Annotated in this window: 15 protein-coding genes; 10 read left to right on the top strand and 5 right to left on the bottom strand. The window is 40.9% G+C overall.

All coding sequences use genetic code 11. The features are described from left to right. The first annotated feature begins 31 nt into the window (after positions 1-31). Both pstB and phoU read left to right on the top strand, forming a co-directional pair. Positions 32-850, top strand: a complete 819-nt coding sequence (gene pstB, locus I3259_RS03950) for a phosphate ABC transporter ATP-binding protein PstB (protein WP_238028429.1) — start codon at positions 32-34, stop codon at positions 848-850. Between the two features lie 12 nt (positions 851-862). Next, positions 863-1,570 carry a phosphate signaling complex protein PhoU gene (gene phoU / locus I3259_RS03955; protein WP_238028430.1) on the top strand — a complete coding sequence of 236 codons (708 nt, stop codon included), beginning with the start codon at positions 863-865 and terminating at the stop codon, positions 1,568-1,570. 92 nt (positions 1,571-1,662) lie between these two features. Here the strand turns inward: phoU and I3259_RS03960 are convergent, their stop codons facing one another. Continuing rightward, on the bottom strand, positions 1,663-2,403 hold the full coding sequence (locus tag I3259_RS03960) for a copper homeostasis protein CutC (protein WP_238028431.1): 741 nt from the start codon (positions 2,401-2,403) through the stop codon (positions 1,663-1,665). A 219-nt stretch (positions 2,404-2,622) separates the two neighbouring features. Further along, the gene (locus I3259_RS03965; RefSeq protein WP_005369328.1) at positions 2,623-3,234 is read right to left on the bottom strand and encodes a peroxiredoxin C; all 612 of its coding nucleotides are present in this window, start codon (positions 3,232-3,234) and stop codon (positions 2,623-2,625) included. A gap of 131 nt (positions 3,235-3,365) precedes the next feature. Between I3259_RS03965 and I3259_RS03970 the strand changes: the two genes are divergently transcribed. From I3259_RS03970 to aceA, 3 genes are all read left to right on the top strand, one after another. Beyond that, on the top strand, positions 3,366-4,262 hold the full coding sequence (locus I3259_RS03970; protein ID WP_238028432.1) for a hydrogen peroxide-inducible genes activator: 897 nt from the start codon (positions 3,366-3,368) through the stop codon (positions 4,260-4,262). Positions 4,263-4,951: 689 nt separating this feature from the next. Beyond that, a complete protein-coding gene (gene aceB / locus I3259_RS03975; RefSeq protein ID WP_238028433.1) occupies positions 4,952-6,565 on the top strand; it encodes a malate synthase A in 1,614 nt (537 codons plus the stop codon). A 133-nt stretch (positions 6,566-6,698) separates the two neighbouring features. Continuing rightward, positions 6,699-8,006 carry an isocitrate lyase gene (gene aceA, locus I3259_RS03980; protein WP_238028434.1) on the top strand — a complete coding sequence of 436 codons (1,308 nt, stop codon included), beginning with the start codon at positions 6,699-6,701 and terminating at the stop codon, positions 8,004-8,006. A 147-nt stretch (positions 8,007-8,153) separates the two neighbouring features. On the opposite strand, the gene I3259_RS03985 is transcribed toward aceA, so the two are convergent. Continuing rightward, complete coding sequence (locus I3259_RS03985) at positions 8,154-8,621, bottom strand: CBS domain-containing protein (protein ID WP_238028435.1); 468 nt, start codon at positions 8,619-8,621, stop codon at positions 8,154-8,156. A gap of 270 nt (positions 8,622-8,891) precedes the next feature. Between I3259_RS03985 and queA the strand changes: the two genes are divergently transcribed. From queA to secF, 5 genes are all read left to right on the top strand, one after another. Continuing rightward, positions 8,892-9,944, top strand: coding sequence for a tRNA preQ1(34) S-adenosylmethionine ribosyltransferase-isomerase QueA (queA, locus tag I3259_RS03990; RefSeq protein ID WP_238028436.1), 1,053 nt, complete (start codon positions 8,892-8,894; stop codon positions 9,942-9,944). A gap of 303 nt (positions 9,945-10,247) precedes the next feature. Further along, positions 10,248-11,375 (top strand): tRNA guanosine(34) transglycosylase Tgt, encoded by a 1,128-nt coding sequence (gene tgt, locus I3259_RS03995; protein ID WP_005369317.1) that lies wholly within the window; start codon positions 10,248-10,250, stop codon positions 11,373-11,375. Between the two features lie 16 nt (positions 11,376-11,391). Then, the gene (gene yajC, locus I3259_RS04000; RefSeq protein WP_238028437.1) at positions 11,392-11,727 is read left to right on the top strand and encodes a preprotein translocase subunit YajC; all 336 of its coding nucleotides are present in this window, start codon (positions 11,392-11,394) and stop codon (positions 11,725-11,727) included. A gap of 33 nt (positions 11,728-11,760) precedes the next feature. Continuing rightward, positions 11,761-13,614, top strand: coding sequence for a protein translocase subunit SecD (gene secD, locus I3259_RS04005; protein WP_238028438.1), 1,854 nt, complete (start codon positions 11,761-11,763; stop codon positions 13,612-13,614). A 12-nt stretch (positions 13,615-13,626) separates the two neighbouring features. Then, positions 13,627-14,574 carry a protein translocase subunit SecF gene (gene secF / locus I3259_RS04010; protein WP_238028439.1) on the top strand — a complete coding sequence of 316 codons (948 nt, stop codon included), beginning with the start codon at positions 13,627-13,629 and terminating at the stop codon, positions 14,572-14,574. A 50-nt stretch (positions 14,575-14,624) separates the two neighbouring features. Here secF and I3259_RS04015 read toward each other — a convergent pair whose 3' ends face one another. Both I3259_RS04015 and suhB read right to left on the bottom strand, forming a co-directional pair. Further along, positions 14,625-15,296 (bottom strand): DUF535 family protein, encoded by a 672-nt coding sequence (locus tag I3259_RS04015; protein WP_346015685.1) that lies wholly within the window; start codon positions 15,294-15,296, stop codon positions 14,625-14,627. 391 nt (positions 15,297-15,687) lie between these two features. Then, positions 15,688-16,488, bottom strand: a complete 801-nt coding sequence (suhB, locus tag I3259_RS04020; RefSeq protein WP_238028440.1) for an inositol-1-monophosphatase — start codon at positions 16,486-16,488, stop codon at positions 15,688-15,690. Positions 16,489-16,543: the final 55 nt, after the last annotated feature.

Below are 16,543 nucleotides of genomic sequence, written 5' to 3' on the forward strand. Positions count from 1 at the left end.
TGAATATTTGATTATTAACAGAGAGAACATTATGTATTCTGCTTCACCATCAATCGGTTTATTTGAACCCGTCGATCTCTCTTCGTTACCTGATGAGCAAACGGCATTATCAATTGAAGGTTTGAACCTTTACTATGGTAAAACGCAAGCTTTGTATAATATCAATATGCGTATTCCTAAAGGTCAGGTTACCGCATTTATCGGTCCATCAGGTTGTGGTAAATCAACATTATTAAGTTGTATTAACCGAATGAATGACTTGATTGAAGGTTGTCATGTCGATGGTAAAATCATGCTGCACGGGCAGAATATCTACGATACTAAAGTTGATGTTGCTTCATTACGTCGTCGGGTAGGGATGGTGTTTCAACGCCCGAACCCATTTCCTAAATCCATTTATGAAAATGTGGTTTATGGTTTGCGGCTACAAGGGATCACTGAGCGACGTATTTTAGATGATGCGGTTGAAAGTTCATTGCGTTCGGCAGCACTATGGGATGAAGTAAAAGATAGGCTGCATGAAAATGCGTTTGGTTTATCTGGAGGTCAACAGCAGCGTTTAGTGATTGCGCGTGCGATTGCTATTGAACCTGAGATATTACTTCTTGATGAGCCAACATCAGCACTTGATCCAATATCAACCCTAACGATTGAAGAGTTGATTAATGATCTAAAAGCAAAATATACCGTGATTATCGTGACACATAATATGCAGCAAGCGGCACGAGTGTCAGATCAAACAGCTTTTATCTATATGGGAGAGTTGGTGGAATATTCGAGCACTAATGATATTTTCACCACCCCAAGAGAAAAACGTACTGAAGATTATATTACAGGACGTTATGGTTAAGGACACACCATCATGTTAAATAACATTAGCCTTGGTCGTCATATTTCTGGTCAGTTTAATCATGAACTAGAAAGTATTCGTACCCATGTTTTGGCTATGGGAGGCTTAGTTGAGCAGCAGTTGGCAGATGCCTTAAAAGCGCTGCATAAACAAGAGGAAGGTTTGGCGAAGCGTGTGATTCAAGATGATCACAAAGTCAATGCGATGGAAGTTGCGATTGATGAGGCGTGTACGCGTATTATTGCTAAACGCCAACCTACCGCTAGTGATTTACGGCTTGTCATTGCCATTATAAAAACCATTACCGATTTAGAGCGTATTGGTGATGTTGCTGAAAGTATTGCTAAAGTAGCACTAGGTAATTTTACTAATAAGCAATATAACTTATTGGCATCGTTAGAATCTTTAGGTCAAAACGCCGTGCGTATGTTACATGAAGTATTAGATGCTTTCGCACGTATGGATGTAAAAGCGGCCATTAATGTGTATCAAACTGATGATCGGATTGATCGGGAATATGAAGCGATTATTCGCCAACTGATGACCTACATGAAAGAAGATCCTGATTCTATCCCAAGTGTGATGAAAGTAATGTGGGCTGCGCGCTCTATTGAGCGAGTCGGTGATCGCTGCCAAAACATTTGCGAATATATTATTTATTTCGTACAAGGCAAAGACATTCGCCACACGAACCCAGAAGATATTACTAATTTCCTATAAAACACGGGATGTATGAACCAATAAACAGGGCGCTTAGCTTTATTTAGAAACTTAGCGCTCTTTTTATTGAGTGCTCCAATTGACACTGTTTATTATCTTTTTAGTCGTTGTGCGACAGCTTGGATAGTATCAATATTTGTTACTGGGATTTGAAAGTCATCAAAGATGGCGTTGCCCATATGTGCACTTGAAGTACGATTTAATATTTTACTGGGGCGTGTTGTTTTACCAGAAAGATGTACTTCTTTTATTCCCGTTTCTGCAACTAAGGCTTGAACATTCTTCGGAGTGACGCCTGCTCCCGCCATAATACTGATCCTATCACCACAATAGTTAACCATGTTTTTGATCATTGCCGTGCCTTCAGGTGCAGTCGGTTGGAGCCCTGATGTCAGTATTCGCTCGCAACCGTAGCTCATAATAGTATCTAATGCTGCGAAAGGATCGACACATTGATCGATAGCTCGATGGAAAGTCACTCCAAGACCTTTAGCTTGTTTAATTAAGCTTGCAATGGTTGTGCTATCAATAAGGCTTTGCTCTGTGAGCGCACCAATCACTATTCCTTGTAATCCTGCTTGATGGGCGGCGTAAATATCGGCAAGCATGATCTCAACATCGTCACTACTAAATAAAAAGTCACCTTGACGTGGTCTTATCATCGCATAAACCGGAATAGTTGCTTGTTTGGCGGCTAATTGCATTAAGCCAGCACTTGGCGTTAACCCTCCTAGCGCGAGAGAGGAGCATAGCTCGATACGTGTAGCACCACCTTGTTGGGCATAGTGGAGTGATTCAAGATTATCGATACAAACTTCAAGTTGAATAGACATAATTTTTAATGAAATAAAATGCGTGTCTTGCAGTGTAGAAGATTGCCAAGATAGGATCGAACAGAGGAAGAATATAATGTGCGGTTGGTTGAAAATTATAGATAAAAAAAGGGCCTGGTATATTCCAGGCCTCATTATATTTCTATCTTTGAGCTGACTTTAGCCCTATGTTTAGCTTCTTGTCAGATGTAACACCGTGAGCATGGTGTTATTAGGTAATTACTTTTTACCTAGATCTGCAGTGTGCTCAGATAGGTAGTCCGCTACACCTTTTGGTGATGCGTCCATACCTGCTTTACCTTCTTCCCACTGTGCTGGACATACTTCACCATGCTTTTGGTGGAAGTTAAGTGCGTCAACCATGCGTAGCATTTCGTCGATGTTACGGCCTAGAGGTAGGTCGTTAACAACTTGGTGACGTACAAGGCCATCTTCGTCAATTAGGAAAGAACCACGGAAAGCAACGCCTGCTTCTGGATGCTCAACGTCGTAAGCTTTACAAATTTCGTGCTTAACGTCAGCAATTAGTGGGTACTTAACTTGACCGATACCGCCGTCTTCAACAGCAGTGTTACGCCATGCATTGTGAGAGAATTGAGAATCGATAGAAACACCAATTACTTCAACACCTTTCGCTTGGAAATCTTCGAAACGCTTGTCAAAAGCGATCAGCTCAGATGGACATACGAATGTGAAGTCTAGTGGGTAGAAGAAAACTACCGCTTTTTTACCTTTTGTGAATTCTGCAAAGTTGAAGTTATCAACGATTTCGCCGTTACCTAGAACAGCTGCAGCAGTAAAATCTGGTGCTTGACGACCTACTAGTACCATTTTGGTGCTCCTGAAATATTGGGGGTTGCTAACCTTTGGTGATTAGCTCCATACTTGGACGAGACAAACTATAGCCAAACTGTTAAATTGAAAAAAGCGGAATAAACAGATTGAAGTAATCGAAAAATACGATGAATAAGTTTCCCTCATTAAAACAATTGCATTACCTAGTTACTTTATCGGAAACACGGCACTTTGGCGAAGCAGCAAAAAAGTGTTTTGTGAGCCAGTCGACACTTAGTTCTGGGATCCAGAATTTAGAAGATTTATTGAGTTGTCAGCTTATAGAGCGTGATAATAAATCCCTTGTTTTTACCAGTATGGGCGACGAAGTTGTGGTACGTTCTCGTGAATTACTGGCACGCAGCCAAGATTTAATTGAATTGTCCCACTCTGCTGGTGATGGTATGGATGGCCCTCTTCGTGTGGGATGTATCCCAACGATAGCCCCTTTTCTATTGTGTGATTTGGTGCAGGAGGTTAATCGACTTTACCCCAAGCTGAACTTACTTTTACGAGAAGATACGACCACTAATTTACTTGCTGCTTTACGTAATGGTGAAATGGATGTTTTGATCCTTGCGCTACCCGTTGAGATTAATGGTATGCACAGTAAAGTTGTTGGGCGTGATGCCTTCAAAATGGTGATCAGTAAAAACCAAGCTGAACGTGTATCTGTACCTTTACGTTATGCTGATTTGCCTGATGAATCCGTATTCTTACTAGAGAAGGAGCACTGTTTAACTGAGCATGCTGTTTCAGCTTGTAAGCTAACAACGAAAGAAAAAATTAATCCGTTCACAGCCACGAGCTTACATACATTGGTGCAGATGGTAGCAAATGGATTAGGAACCACATTTATACCTCAAATGGCTATTGAGCACGGCATCTTAGATAATCAAAACCTCGTGGTGATTGAGCCACCAGGCCAAGCGGCATTCCGGGAAATTGGATTAGTTTGGCGACCAACGTCTAGTCGTGTAAAGACCTTTGAAAAGCTAGCCTCTCTCGTTGAAACCCTATTATAAGTAAATTCTTGCATCGTTGAGATGTGTTAGAGCTGTCTGTATAGATGCCGTTATTATTTTTAGATGATAATACATGGCATTTTTCAGGCTTTTTTTACTTCACTTTGTCGTCATAATAAAAAATTATTAATTTGGTTTAAAATATCGATTTAATTTTATTTTTTAGCGTATTCATCTTTCTGATGTGATGGCTTTAAGTTGCTGTTTTGATGGATTATTTTGTTTCGCGTTACAAACAAAGAATAGTGTTATCTATCAGTATATTTCTTATTTGTTTAATTATAGTCTTGTTTATTGCCTTTAAAATATATTAAATCAAATAATTACCTTTCCTTGATAAAATTAATTCTGTTTAAAACGAATACCATCAATAAATACAACCCTCCTATTATTGTAATTTAATTACGTAACTACATACAAAAAATATCATTATTAAAACACGTTGTAGATTCCGAGTTATTTACTGACTTTTGTTTTAATTTAGTGTTTTGACTTTTTACTCTAATTTTTTCAAGGTGTTGTTTTTAAATGGATTTGTTGTTTTATTGTGATTTCTATTAGAAAGGGTGAAATTTGCTTTTTGTTATATGTTGCGGCAACGTAAAGGACAGGTTAAGAAATGAGATGTATTAAAAATCTCTAGAACCTTATTGATAAAAGTAGTGGTTAAGTTACAAGGATGGGGCGTTATGGCAGATACAGCGGTTCAATCGAATTACCAAATGAAATTATCATTACGGCAACCGTTAACAGAAACTCAGCGTGAAATCCTAACTGATGACGCTTTGCTTTTCTTAGAACGGTTAGTGGATCGTTTTGCAGAACGTGTTCCATTGTTGCTTGAAGATAGAGAACGTCGTCAATGCCTAATAGATAAAGGGCAATTACCCGATTTTAATCCTGAAACAGAATCTATTCGCCAAGCTGAATGGACAATCCAGAATATTCCAACAGATTTGCAAGACCGACGAGTTGAAATAACAGGGCCTGTGGATCGAAAAATGGTTATTAATGCACTTAACGCTAATGTAAAAGTGTTTATGGCTGATTTTGAAGATTCCTTTGCGCCAGCATGGAATGAAGTCATTGAAGGTCAACGTAATCTTCGTGATGCGGTAAATGGCACTATTAATTATACCAATTCACACACCGGTAAACATTATCAACTTGCTGATGATCCAGCGGTATTAATCTGTCGAGTGAGAGGCTTACATCTTCCAGAAAAGCATGTGTTATGGAATGGAAAACCCATTCCTGGTGCGTTATTAGACTTCGCTTTATATTTTTACCTTAATCAAAAAGCGTTGCTTGCAAAAGGCAGTGGTCCTTATTTCTACTTACCAAAACTACAGGCTTATCGTGAAGCAGCATGGTGGAGTGATGTGTTTAGTTACACCGAAGATGAGTTTGGCCTAACGCGCGGAACCATTAAGGCAACGGTACTTATTGAAACATTACCCGCTGTGTTTGAAATGGACGAAATCCTTTTTAGTCTTAAAGAGCATATTGTAGGGCTTAATTGTGGGCGTTGGGATTATATTTTTAGCTATATTAAAACTCTTCGTCAGTATCCTGATCGTATCTTGCCGGATCGCCAAGTTGTAACAATGGAAAAGCCGTTTCTTAATGCTTATTCACGTTTGCTGGTGAAAACCTGTCACCGTCGTGGCGCATTTGCGATGGGAGGCATGGCTGCCTTTATTCCATCTAAAGAGGCGGAACGTCAGGCGTGGGTTCTCAATAAAATTCAAACGGATAAAGCATTGGAAGCCAATAATGGTCACGATGGAACATGGGTTGCTCACCCTGGCCTTGCGGATACGGCTTGTGATGTCTTTGATCTGGTTCTGGGTGAGCGCAAAAATCAGCTAGATATTACGCGTGAAGATGATGCGCCTATTACTGCCGATGAGTTATTAGCACCGTGTGATGGTGAGCGTACAGAAGAGGGGATGCGTCATAATATTCGTGTTGCGGTGCAATATATCGAAGCTTGGATCTCCGGTAATGGTTGTGTGCCTATCTATGGCTTAATGGAAGATGCGGCAACGGCAGAAATATCCCGCGCTTCAATATGGCAATGGATTAAACATGGCAAAGCCTTATCGAACGGTAAAGTGGTGACGAAAGCATTATTTGAGCAGATGTTAACAGAAGAAATGCGAGTTGTAGAAGCGGAACTTGGGGATGAGCGCTTTAACCAAGGACGTTTTGATGAAGCAGCAACATTAATGGCAAAACTAACAACAAGTGAAGAGTTAGATAATTTCTTAACCCTTCATGGCTATGAATATTTGAATTAAACGCAGTCGCGTTTGAGTAACACTGAGGATCCGCGGTATTTGAAGGTAAGCAGTAATAGAACCACTTTTGAACGTAGTATCAATTGACCATCATACCAACGGATTAATGCGGACAGAGATGAGGGATACCATTATGACATTAACACGCCAACAGCAAATTGAAGCAATTGAAAAAGACTGGGCAGAAAATCCACGTTGGAAACATGTTAAACGTACATACAGTGCGGAAGAAGTCATTAACCTACGCGGTTCATTTGCACCTGCAAATACCATTGCCCAGCGTGGTGCTGATAAATTATGGCAATTAGTGAATGGTGATGCCAAAAAAGGCTATGTAAATTGCCTTGGTGCTTTAACGGGCGGTCAGGCCGTACAGCAAGCAAAAGCTGGGATTGAAGCGATTTATTTATCAGGTTGGCAGGTGGCTGCTGATAATAATACCGCCTCTACAATGTACCCTGATCAGTCTCTCTACCCTGTAGATTCTGTCCCTGCAGTTGTTAAGCGTATCAATAATTCGTTCCGTCGCGCAGATCAAATTCAGTGGGCGAATGGTGTAACGCCTGAAGATGGCGTTGATTACTTTCTACCTATTGTTGCCGATGCTGAAGCAGGGTTTGGTGGTGTACTAAATGCGTATGAATTAATGCGTAGCATGATTGAAGCGGGGGCGGCAGGCGTTCATTTTGAAGACCAATTAGCATCTGTGAAAAAATGTGGTCATATGGGCGGAAAGGTATTAGTGCCGACACAAGAAGCGGTGCAGAAGTTAGTGGCGGCACGTCTTGCGGCAGACGTGGCGGGAACGACAACCTTAGTTATTGCTCGTACTGATGCCAATGCTGCTGACTTATTAACGTCTGATTGCGATCCGTATGATAAAGATTTCATTATTGGAGAGCGTAGCGCAGAAGGTTTTTATCGCGTTCGTGCTGGGATTGATCAAGCCATTGCCCGTGGTTTAGCGTACGCACCTTACGCTGATTTAATTTGGTGCGAAACTGCAACGCCATGTTTAGAAGAAGCACGTAAGTTTGCAGAAGCTATTCATGAACAATACCCTGATCAGCTACTGGCTTATAATTGTTCTCCTTCATTTAATTGGGAGAAAAACCTTGATGCCGAGACCATTGCTAAATTCCAGCAAGAGCTTTCAGACATGGGATATAAGTACCAGTTCATTACTTTAGCAGGCATTCATAATATGTGGTTCAACATGTTTGAATTAGCGCATGCTTATGCGCAAGGTGAAGGAATGCGTCATTACGTTGAAAAAGTACAGCGTCCTGAATTTGAAGCAGCAGATAAAGGTTATACCTTTGTTGCTCACCAGCAAGAAGTAGGAACAGGGTACTTTGATACCATGACTAATACCATTCAAGGTGGGAATTCTTCAGTGACCGCATTGACGGGTTCAACAGAAGAAGAACAGTTTAAGTAAACGTAAAACAGCTTTAAGATAACGTGTTTATAGTAGTGACTATCCTAGCAGTGTTGTTATCGACAGTACCTATGTATTAGGCCGCATATAATACGTGTACTTGTCAATTACGTTATCATCGGGGAGCAATGACGCTCCCCTTTTTTATTAATCAATAATATCAAGGGGGTATAAATCAGGCTCAATAGGATCGACTTCTTCTTGCATTTCTAGCAGTGTAATTGCGATTGATACAAAATCACTATCTGTAATAATACCGACTAATTTTTTATTCTTTAGCACAGGCAAGCAACCGATTTTATGTTTTTGCATATAAAGAGCGGCTTCTTTTAACCCTGCACGATAATCCACGCTCATTATTTTGGTTTTCATGCCGTGTTCAAGTAGGACATCAAGTGGGGAAGCAAGTGGGTTTTCAATAATTGATTTTAGATTTGAATCTTGAGCAGACAAAATATCGCGTTGGCTCACTAATCCAATAAGTTCATTGTTATGGTTGGTGATTGGAATATGGCGAATAGATAAAGTATCCATCATTTCTTTGGCATCAAGCAACGTATCATTGCGTGACAAAGTACGCGGTTGGGTTGTCATCATATCGGCAACGGTAAACATATTAACCTCCATGCAATACTACAAAAAGTCGCGAACGGTGGCTCTCTTCGCTTATTTTTCAATATATCGAAATATGTTGCAAAAACGCATGATGATCATCAAATATTTCAATATAATTTTTGTGGACTTTATTCTTTGATGGAATGAAGTTCTATGAAGGCGATATGAAAGAATTTCTTATATTACGGGATCTAAATTACAGTTGGGTTTCGCATCTTAGGGGAAGTTAAGTATATAATGCCCGCTTGCTGTGATTTAGGGCGTAATACAATGCAAGTTTCAGATTTTGATTTTGACTTACCGGATGAGCTGATTGCTCGTTACCCTCAACCAGAACGTACCGCGAGTCGTTTATTACAAATGACAGGCAATACGGGTGAATTGGCACATAAGGGTTTTAAAGATGTGCTAGATCTTGTACAGGCTGGTGATTTACTTGTATTTAATAATACTCGAGTGATCCCTGCGCGTATGTTTGGACATAAGGCTTCAGGTGGTAAAATTGAAGTGTTAGTTGAGCGTATGCTCGATGAAAAATCAATTTTGGCGCATGTTCGAGCCTCGAAGCCACCAAAACCAGGTAATGAATTATTACTGGGTGAAAATGGTGAGTTTTCAGCTGAAATGGTTGCTCGTCATGATGCATTGTTTGAAATTCGTTTTAACAGCGATAAAACAGTGTTGGAGATCTTAGATGCAGTAGGTCATATGCCGTTGCCTCCTTATATTGATCGCCCAGATGAAGATGCTGATAAAGAGCGCTACCAAACAGTTTATAATGCAAAGCCTGGTGCAGTTGCTGCGCCTACGGCAGGTTTACATTTTGACGATAAGTTAATGGCAGAGTTAAAAGCAAAAGGGGTCAATTTTGCTTTTGTTACTTTGCATGTTGGTGCTGGTACGTTCCAGCCAGTACGTGTGGATGATATCAATGATCACCATATGCATTCTGAATATGTTGAAGTGCCTGAAGAGGTTGTTGCTGCAGTTAACGAAACGCGCGCTAATGGTGGACGTGTTGTCGCAGTTGGTACCACATCAGTGCGCTCATTAGAAAGTGCTGCGCAAGACGCTCTAAAAAATGGTACTGAATTTAAGCCGTTTTTTGGTGATACAGAGATCTTTATTTTCCCAGGTTATCAGTTCCAATTAGTGGATGCGTTAATTACCAATTTCCACTTACCAGAATCAACATTAATTATGTTAGTTAGTGCATTTTCTGGCTATGAAAATACCATGAATGCCTATCATGAAGCAGTAGCAAATAAGTACCGCTTCTTTAGTTATGGTGATTCAATGTTTATCACTCGTAAAGATGTATAAGGCTAAATAATCTTACATTTTACCAACGAGTAAAGATTGAGGCTGCTTTTTGTTACAATTGCAGCCTTTGTTGTGTCTGTAGCATAGTATAAATTCAATGATATTAAGCCAGACATAGCATTATGTTCTTCCGCTACGCTTTAGGTTATCTATTGTCGATATGGTGTGATGAGTTAAGGCGTAGTCGGCAATCATTATTTATATATTGTGATTGTTTTTTGTGGCTGATCAGGCGTTTGCCTGTGGGGCTAGGTCCTGTAATGGGAAATACGTCAGATTGTTTCTCTGGCTTTTGGAGGTTTTGTGAAATTTGAATTAGATAAAACGCAAGGTCGCGCGCGTCGTGGTCGTTTGCAGTTTGAACGTGGTACGGTAGAAACACCTGCGTTTATGCCGGTAGGTACTTACGGTACTGTTAAAGGTATGACACCTGAAGAAGTTAAAGATACGGGTGCTCAAATCTTATTGGGTAACACGTTCCACCTATGGTTGCGTCCTGGCCAAGAAGTGATGAAGTTACATGGTGATTTACATGACTTTATGCAATGGCAAGGTCCGATTCTGACTGATTCAGGCGGTTTCCAAGTATTTAGTCTTGGTTCACTACGTAAGATCACTGAAGAAGGTGTTCACTTCCGTAACCCTGTTAACGGTGACAAGATTTTCATGGACGCGGAAAAGTCGATGGAAATTCAAAAAGATTTAGGTTCTGACATCGTAATGATTTTCGACGAGTGTACGCCATACCCTGCGACACATGACGAAGCGAAAAAGTCGATGGAAATGTCATTACGTTGGGCTCAACGTAGTCGTAATCATTTTGATAAGCAAGAAAATCCAAATGCACTGTTTGGTATTGTTCAAGGTGGTGTATACGAAGATCTTCGTGATGTTTCTGTTGAAGGCCTAACCAAAATTGGTTTTGATGGTTATGCGGTTGGTGGTCTTGCTGTAGGCGAGCCGAAAGAAGACATGCACCGTATTCTTGAGCACACGTGTCCACAACTTCCAGAAGATAAGCCTCGCTACCTTATGGGTGTAGGTAAACCTGAAGATTTAGTGGAAGGTGTTCGTCGCGGTATTGATATGTTCGATTGCGTAATGCCAACACGTAATGCCCGTAATGGTCACCTATTTGTGACTGGCGGTGTGATCAAGATCCGTAATGCGAAACATAAAACAGACACAACGCCTTTAGATCCGCATTGTGACTGTTACACTTGTAAAAATTACTCTAAAGCGTATTTGTACCATCTAGATAAATGTAATGAAATCTTAGGTGCACGCTTAAATACAATTCATAATTTACGTTACTACCAACGCTTAATGGCAAGTATTCGTAAATCAATTGAAGAAGATCGTTTCGATGCGTTTGTAGAAGAATTCTATGCGCGTCGCGACCGTGAAGTTCCACCATTACAAAATGTTTAAAACGAGGACGTTATAAATGAGTTTCTTTATCTCACAAGCACACGCAGCAGCAGAAGGTGCCCCTCAGGGCGGAAGCATGCAGCTATTCATCATGCTTGGTTTATTTGCTGTTATTTTTTACTTCATGATTTATCGTCCACAAGCTAAGCGCGTGAAAGAGCATAAATCGCTAATGAGCTCAATGGGCAAAGGTGACGAAGTAATGACGAACGGTGGCCTACTAGGCCGTATCACTAAAGTTTCTGCTGAAAGTGATTACATCGTTCTAGCGCTTAACGACAGCACGGAAGTAACAATTAAAAAAGACTTCATTACTGCTGTTTTGCCAAAAGGCACAATGAAGTCGCTTTAATATAAAAAACATTCGCTTTGAAGGATCATAGCAGTGCTTAACCGATACCCCCTGTGGAAGAACCTGATGGTGTTGTTCGCACTTATCATTGGTTTGCTTTATGCACTTCCCAACGTATACGGTGAAGATCCAGCGATTCAAATTACCGGGGCGCGTGGCGCCTCGGTTAATATGAGCGCTTTGGATACTGTCACCGAAGACTTAAAAAAGAACAATATCCCATACAAGTCAGCCGTTTTTGAAAAAGGTTCTGTACTTGTCCGCTTTAACGATACTGATACCCAAATCAGTGCTCGCGATATCTTAAATGGTGAGTTAGGTGATGATTATGTTGTTGCACTAAACCTTGCCGCTTCCACTCCTTCTTGGCTTGAATCTATTGGTGCATCACCAATGAAGTTGGGTCTCGATTTACGTGGCGGTGTTCACTTCTTAATGGAAGTGGATATGGATGCAGCTATGGATAAACTTCTTGGTCAACAAGAAGAAACCTTCCGTACTGAGCTTCGTGAAGAAAAAATTCGTTACCGTGCAATCAGTAAAACAAAAGACAGTGTTCAAGTTCGTCTTCGTGATGAAGCGCAATTGGAACAAGCTGAACTCGCGTTAGAAAAATTGCATCCTGATATGCTGTTCACAACCAGTAAAATCAATGGTCGTTATGTATTAACGGCGAAGTTTACTGAAGAACGTTTACAGGAAATTCGCAATTATGCCGTCGATCAAAACATCACCATTTTACGTAACCGTGTAAATGAACTCGGTGTTGCTGAGCCATTAGTACAGCGCCAAGGCGCAAACCGTATAGTGGTAGAGCTTCCTGGTGTTCAAGATACGGCACGTGCAAAAGAAATTTTAGGTGCGACAGCAACGCTTGAATTCCGCGAGGTTGATAGTAAAGCTGATTTAGCAGCTGCAGCCGCTGGGCGTGTTCCTGCTGGTAGTGAAGTGAAAATGACACGTGATGGCCGTCCTGCGGTACTGAAAAAACGTGTCATTCTTGCGGGCTCTCATATTACTGATTCAAATTCGAGTGCGGATGAATATGGTCGTCCACAAGTTAACATCTCGCTAGATACCGAAGGTGGTAGCAAGATGACAGCGTTCTCGAAAAATAATATCGGTAAACTGATGGCAACAGTTTTCACTGAATATAAGGATAGTGGTAAGCGAACGCCTGAAGGTAAGGTTATCCTGACCAAACACGAAGAAGTGATCAACCAAGCAACGATTCAATCAGCACTTGGCCGAAGCTTCCGTATTACAGGTATCGACTCTCAAGCTGAAGCGCACAACTTATCGTTATTATTACGTGCAGGTGCATTGATAGCGCCAATATCGATAGTTGAAGAGCGTACTATTGGTCCATCAATGGGTCAGCAAAACATTGATATGGGTGTACAAGCATGTATCTGGGGTATGGTTGCAGTAATGCTATTTACGCTACTTTACTACCGTGGGTTTGGTTTGATTGCTAACTTAGCATTGATAATGAACTTAGTGCTTATTATAGGCATCATGTCTATGATCCCTGGTGCGACCATGACCTTACCGGGCATTGCCGGTATCGTACTGACTGTCGGTATGGCGGTGGATGCCAACGTGCTTATTTTTGAACGTATTCGAGAAGAGCTGCGTGAAGGACGTAGTCCGCAACAAGCGATTCAACAAGGTTATGGTAATGCGTTTAGCACGATTGCAGATGCAAACATCACAACCTTAATTACAGCAATTATTTTATTTGCTGTGGGTACGGGCGCAATTAAAGGCTTTGCCGTGACATTATCGATTGGTATTTTAACGTCGATGTTCACCGCAATTATTGGCACACGTGCCGTTGTTAACTTGATCTATGGCGGTAAGCGCATAGATAAGTTGTCGATTTAAGGAGTCGCAGAGATGAGAGAATTATTGAATGCGAACAAAGTCGTCGACTTTATGCGTTGGTCAAAGTTTGCCTTTATCTTTTCATTGATAATGATCATGGGGTCGATTGCCACTATCTCGACCAAAGGTCTAAATTGGGGGTTAGATTTTACTGGCGGAACGCTAATTGAAGTTAGTTTTGAAGAGCCAGCTAATTTACCTTTGATCCGTGAATCATTACAGAAAGCGGGGTTTGGTGATGCCATTGTGCAGAACTTCGGTACTGCGCGTGATGTGATGGTACGCTTGCAACCTCGTGAAGGTGTAAAAGGTGAAGTACTGGGTAACCAGATCCTTGATGCGTTAAAAGACGGTACAGCACAGTCGGTTGAAATGCGCCGTATTGAGTTTGTTGGTCCTAATGTTGGTGATGAACTCGCTGAAGCGGGCGGCATGGCAATTTTAATCGCTTTGCTGTGTATATTACTTTACGTATCACTGCGTTTTGAGTGGCGTTTAGCGGCCGGTGCAGTGTTGTCGTTAGCGCACGATATCATCATTACTGTTGGTATTTTCTCTGTGCTACAAGTCGAAGTTGATCTTACGATTGTTGCGGCATTACTTACAGTGGTTGGTTACTCACTTAACGATACCATCGTTGTATTTGACCGTATTCGTGAAAACTTCCGTAAAATGCGTAAAGGGACTCCTGCTGAAATAATGAACTGTTCAATTTCACAAACATTAAGTCGTACCTTAATTACATCGGGTACAACATTGTTTGTTGTTATTGCGCTATTCGCTCAAGGCGGATCAATGATCCATGGCTTTGCATTAGCACTTCTGATTGGTATCACAATTGGTACTTATTCTTCTATCTATGTAGCATCAGCATTAGCGCTTAAATTGGGGATTACCCGTGAGCACTTAATGCCTACGCCTGTAGAAAAAGAAGGTGAAGAATTAGACCCAATACCATAAGCAATTGGTATAAATTCAGAATGAGAAAGGACCGCTAGCGGTCCTTTTTTTTATTTGTTTAGTTTAAGAATATAAGAAAGCGTGTTTTTGGTTTGATCGAGCCATTCATAGCGACGTCGATACATTGCACGTTTAGGGCGAGAGATATCTTCAGGATTGCGGCGTACATCTTCTATCGGTAATTGATAAAAATGTGTATCGTATTCTGTTCCACCTAATGCTTCCCAATGACGGTTATAGTCTGTTTTGATCCTTGAATTACCGTATTTTTTAGATTTATAACGTTTGGCACAGTAGGTATGGGACTCGTTTTTGATCGCTAATAAATGATCTGCTTGCCAACAGTTGGCAATAAACGTCATCATTTTTATCATCAAATCTTTTGGTCGTTGACCATGTAATGTTTTAGTGAGTCTTTTTATTTTAAGGTTGTTTTCGTCGTTGCTAGTAGGCCCCTGTAATCCACCTATAATGATACTTCGCTTACCGTCTTGATTATTCACGATAAACGTTACGGTATAAAAGTTATTACCTTGTGCATCAAACAAGACTAAGCAAAGTTCGCCTTCTTTTTGGTAGCGACCATCAAAGGTTAGGCTAAGTGAGTACTCTTGATCGTCAACAATGAATGAAACTAACTTTAGCCCCTTGCAGTTGGCAAAAATATGCTCTTTTGTTGCTGATGGTAATTCATTAGAAATGAACTGATAGTGTTGAGTAATAAACGCTACACGCTGACTAGGTGCTCAGTATTCGTTATGTAAGGACGAAAAGGTTTTTCAATGAAACGGTTGTGTCTTTTACATAAGGTTGCTAATAGCGTCGGATCTATACCATTGACGAGCTTTTGTAGTGAAGATTTATAAAATAAGCCGCGAGTGAGAAACTTGAGGCGATAACTCCATAGCGGGTTATATTTATCTGATAGCTCCCTAGGGTAAACTTCAGTGGAGAGTTTACTTAAAGATAAGGTATTCATGATTCTTCATAGGAATTAAGTATGTTATAAAGTAATTATATGATAATGAGACGCCTTATTATATAGATGTACAATAAAAAAGCCCTGCTGATATTTATCAGCAGGGCTTTTATTCTTACTGGATAACTAAATGATTATTTAGTTAGTGCATCGCTACCGTACTCACGGATTTTTGCAAGCATCGGCTTAACTACACGTGCATTACCAGCAACAATGTTGCCTGATGTTAGGTAGTTAGTGTTACCAGTAAAGTCAGCACAGATAGCACCAGATTCGCGCGCGATTAGTTCGCCAGCAGCAAGTTCCCAAGGCTTTTGACCTAGTTTGAATACACCGTCAACACGACCAGCGGCTAAGTAGCAAAGATCCAATGCAGTACAACCTGATTGACGCATGTCATCACAGTCTGCAAATAATGCATTTTGGATTTTTAGGTAGCTTTCTGAATGTTGTTTAGCTGCAAAAGGAAGGCCTGTCGCTAAAACAGTTCCTGTTAGATCACGAGGTTGTGATGAACGAACACGCTGGCTGTTAAGCTGAGCGCCGGCCCCGCGAGTCGCAGTGAATAATTCGTTACGTACAGGATCGTAAACAGCAGCAACTTCAGTACGACCACGCATACGTAGTGCAACTGATACTGCAAAGTGAGGGTAACCGCGAACGAAGTTCATGGTGCCATCCACTGGGTCGATAATCCATTGACACTCTTTGTCACGTCCTTCTTTATTACCAGACTCAGCTGCAATGATGCAGTGATCAGGGTAAGCCTTAAGGATTGTTTCGATGATGATAGCTTCTGCTTCATGATCGATATTGGTAACAACATCATTACCTTTATTAGCAACCTCAATAGATTGAGGTTTTTCTAGAGATTTAATGACATGGTCACCAGCCTTTCGCACAGCGCGAATGGCAATATTAAGCATCGGATGCATAGGATCTTCCCAACGGATGTTAAAGAACTAAAAAGCGGCGGCGAGTATAACAGAG

It is taken from the genome of Photobacterium sp. Ph5 (assembly GCF_022129445.1).
Classification (GTDB): Bacteria; Pseudomonadota; Gammaproteobacteria; order Enterobacterales; family Vibrionaceae; genus Photobacterium.

Coding starts and splice junctions, on each gene's coding strand:
- pstB (WP_238028429.1), top strand. CDS start 32: ATGTATTCTGCTTCACCATCAATCGGTTTATTTGAACCCGTCGATCTC.
- phoU (WP_238028430.1), top strand. CDS start 863: ATGTTAAATAACATTAGCCTTGGTCGTCATATTTCTGGTCAGTTTAAT.
- I3259_RS03960 (WP_238028431.1), bottom strand. CDS start 2,403: ATGTCTATTCAACTTGAAGTTTGTATCGATAATCTTGAATCACTCCAC.
- I3259_RS03965 (WP_005369328.1), bottom strand. CDS start 3,234: ATGGTACTAGTAGGTCGTCAAGCACCAGATTTTACTGCTGCAGCTGTT.
- I3259_RS03970 (WP_238028432.1), top strand. CDS start 3,366: ATGAATAAGTTTCCCTCATTAAAACAATTGCATTACCTAGTTACTTTA.
- aceB (WP_238028433.1), top strand. CDS start 4,952: ATGGCAGATACAGCGGTTCAATCGAATTACCAAATGAAATTATCATTA.
- aceA (WP_238028434.1), top strand. CDS start 6,699: ATGACATTAACACGCCAACAGCAAATTGAAGCAATTGAAAAAGACTGG.
- I3259_RS03985 (WP_238028435.1), bottom strand. CDS start 8,621: ATGTTTACCGTTGCCGATATGATGACAACCCAACCGCGTACTTTGTCA.
- queA (WP_238028436.1), top strand. CDS start 8,892: ATGCAAGTTTCAGATTTTGATTTTGACTTACCGGATGAGCTGATTGCT.
- yajC (WP_238028437.1), top strand. CDS start 11,392: ATGAGTTTCTTTATCTCACAAGCACACGCAGCAGCAGAAGGTGCCCCT.
- secF (WP_238028439.1), top strand. CDS start 13,627: ATGAGAGAATTATTGAATGCGAACAAAGTCGTCGACTTTATGCGTTGG.
- suhB (WP_238028440.1), bottom strand. CDS start 16,488: ATGCATCCGATGCTTAATATTGCCATTCGCGCTGTGCGAAAGGCTGGT.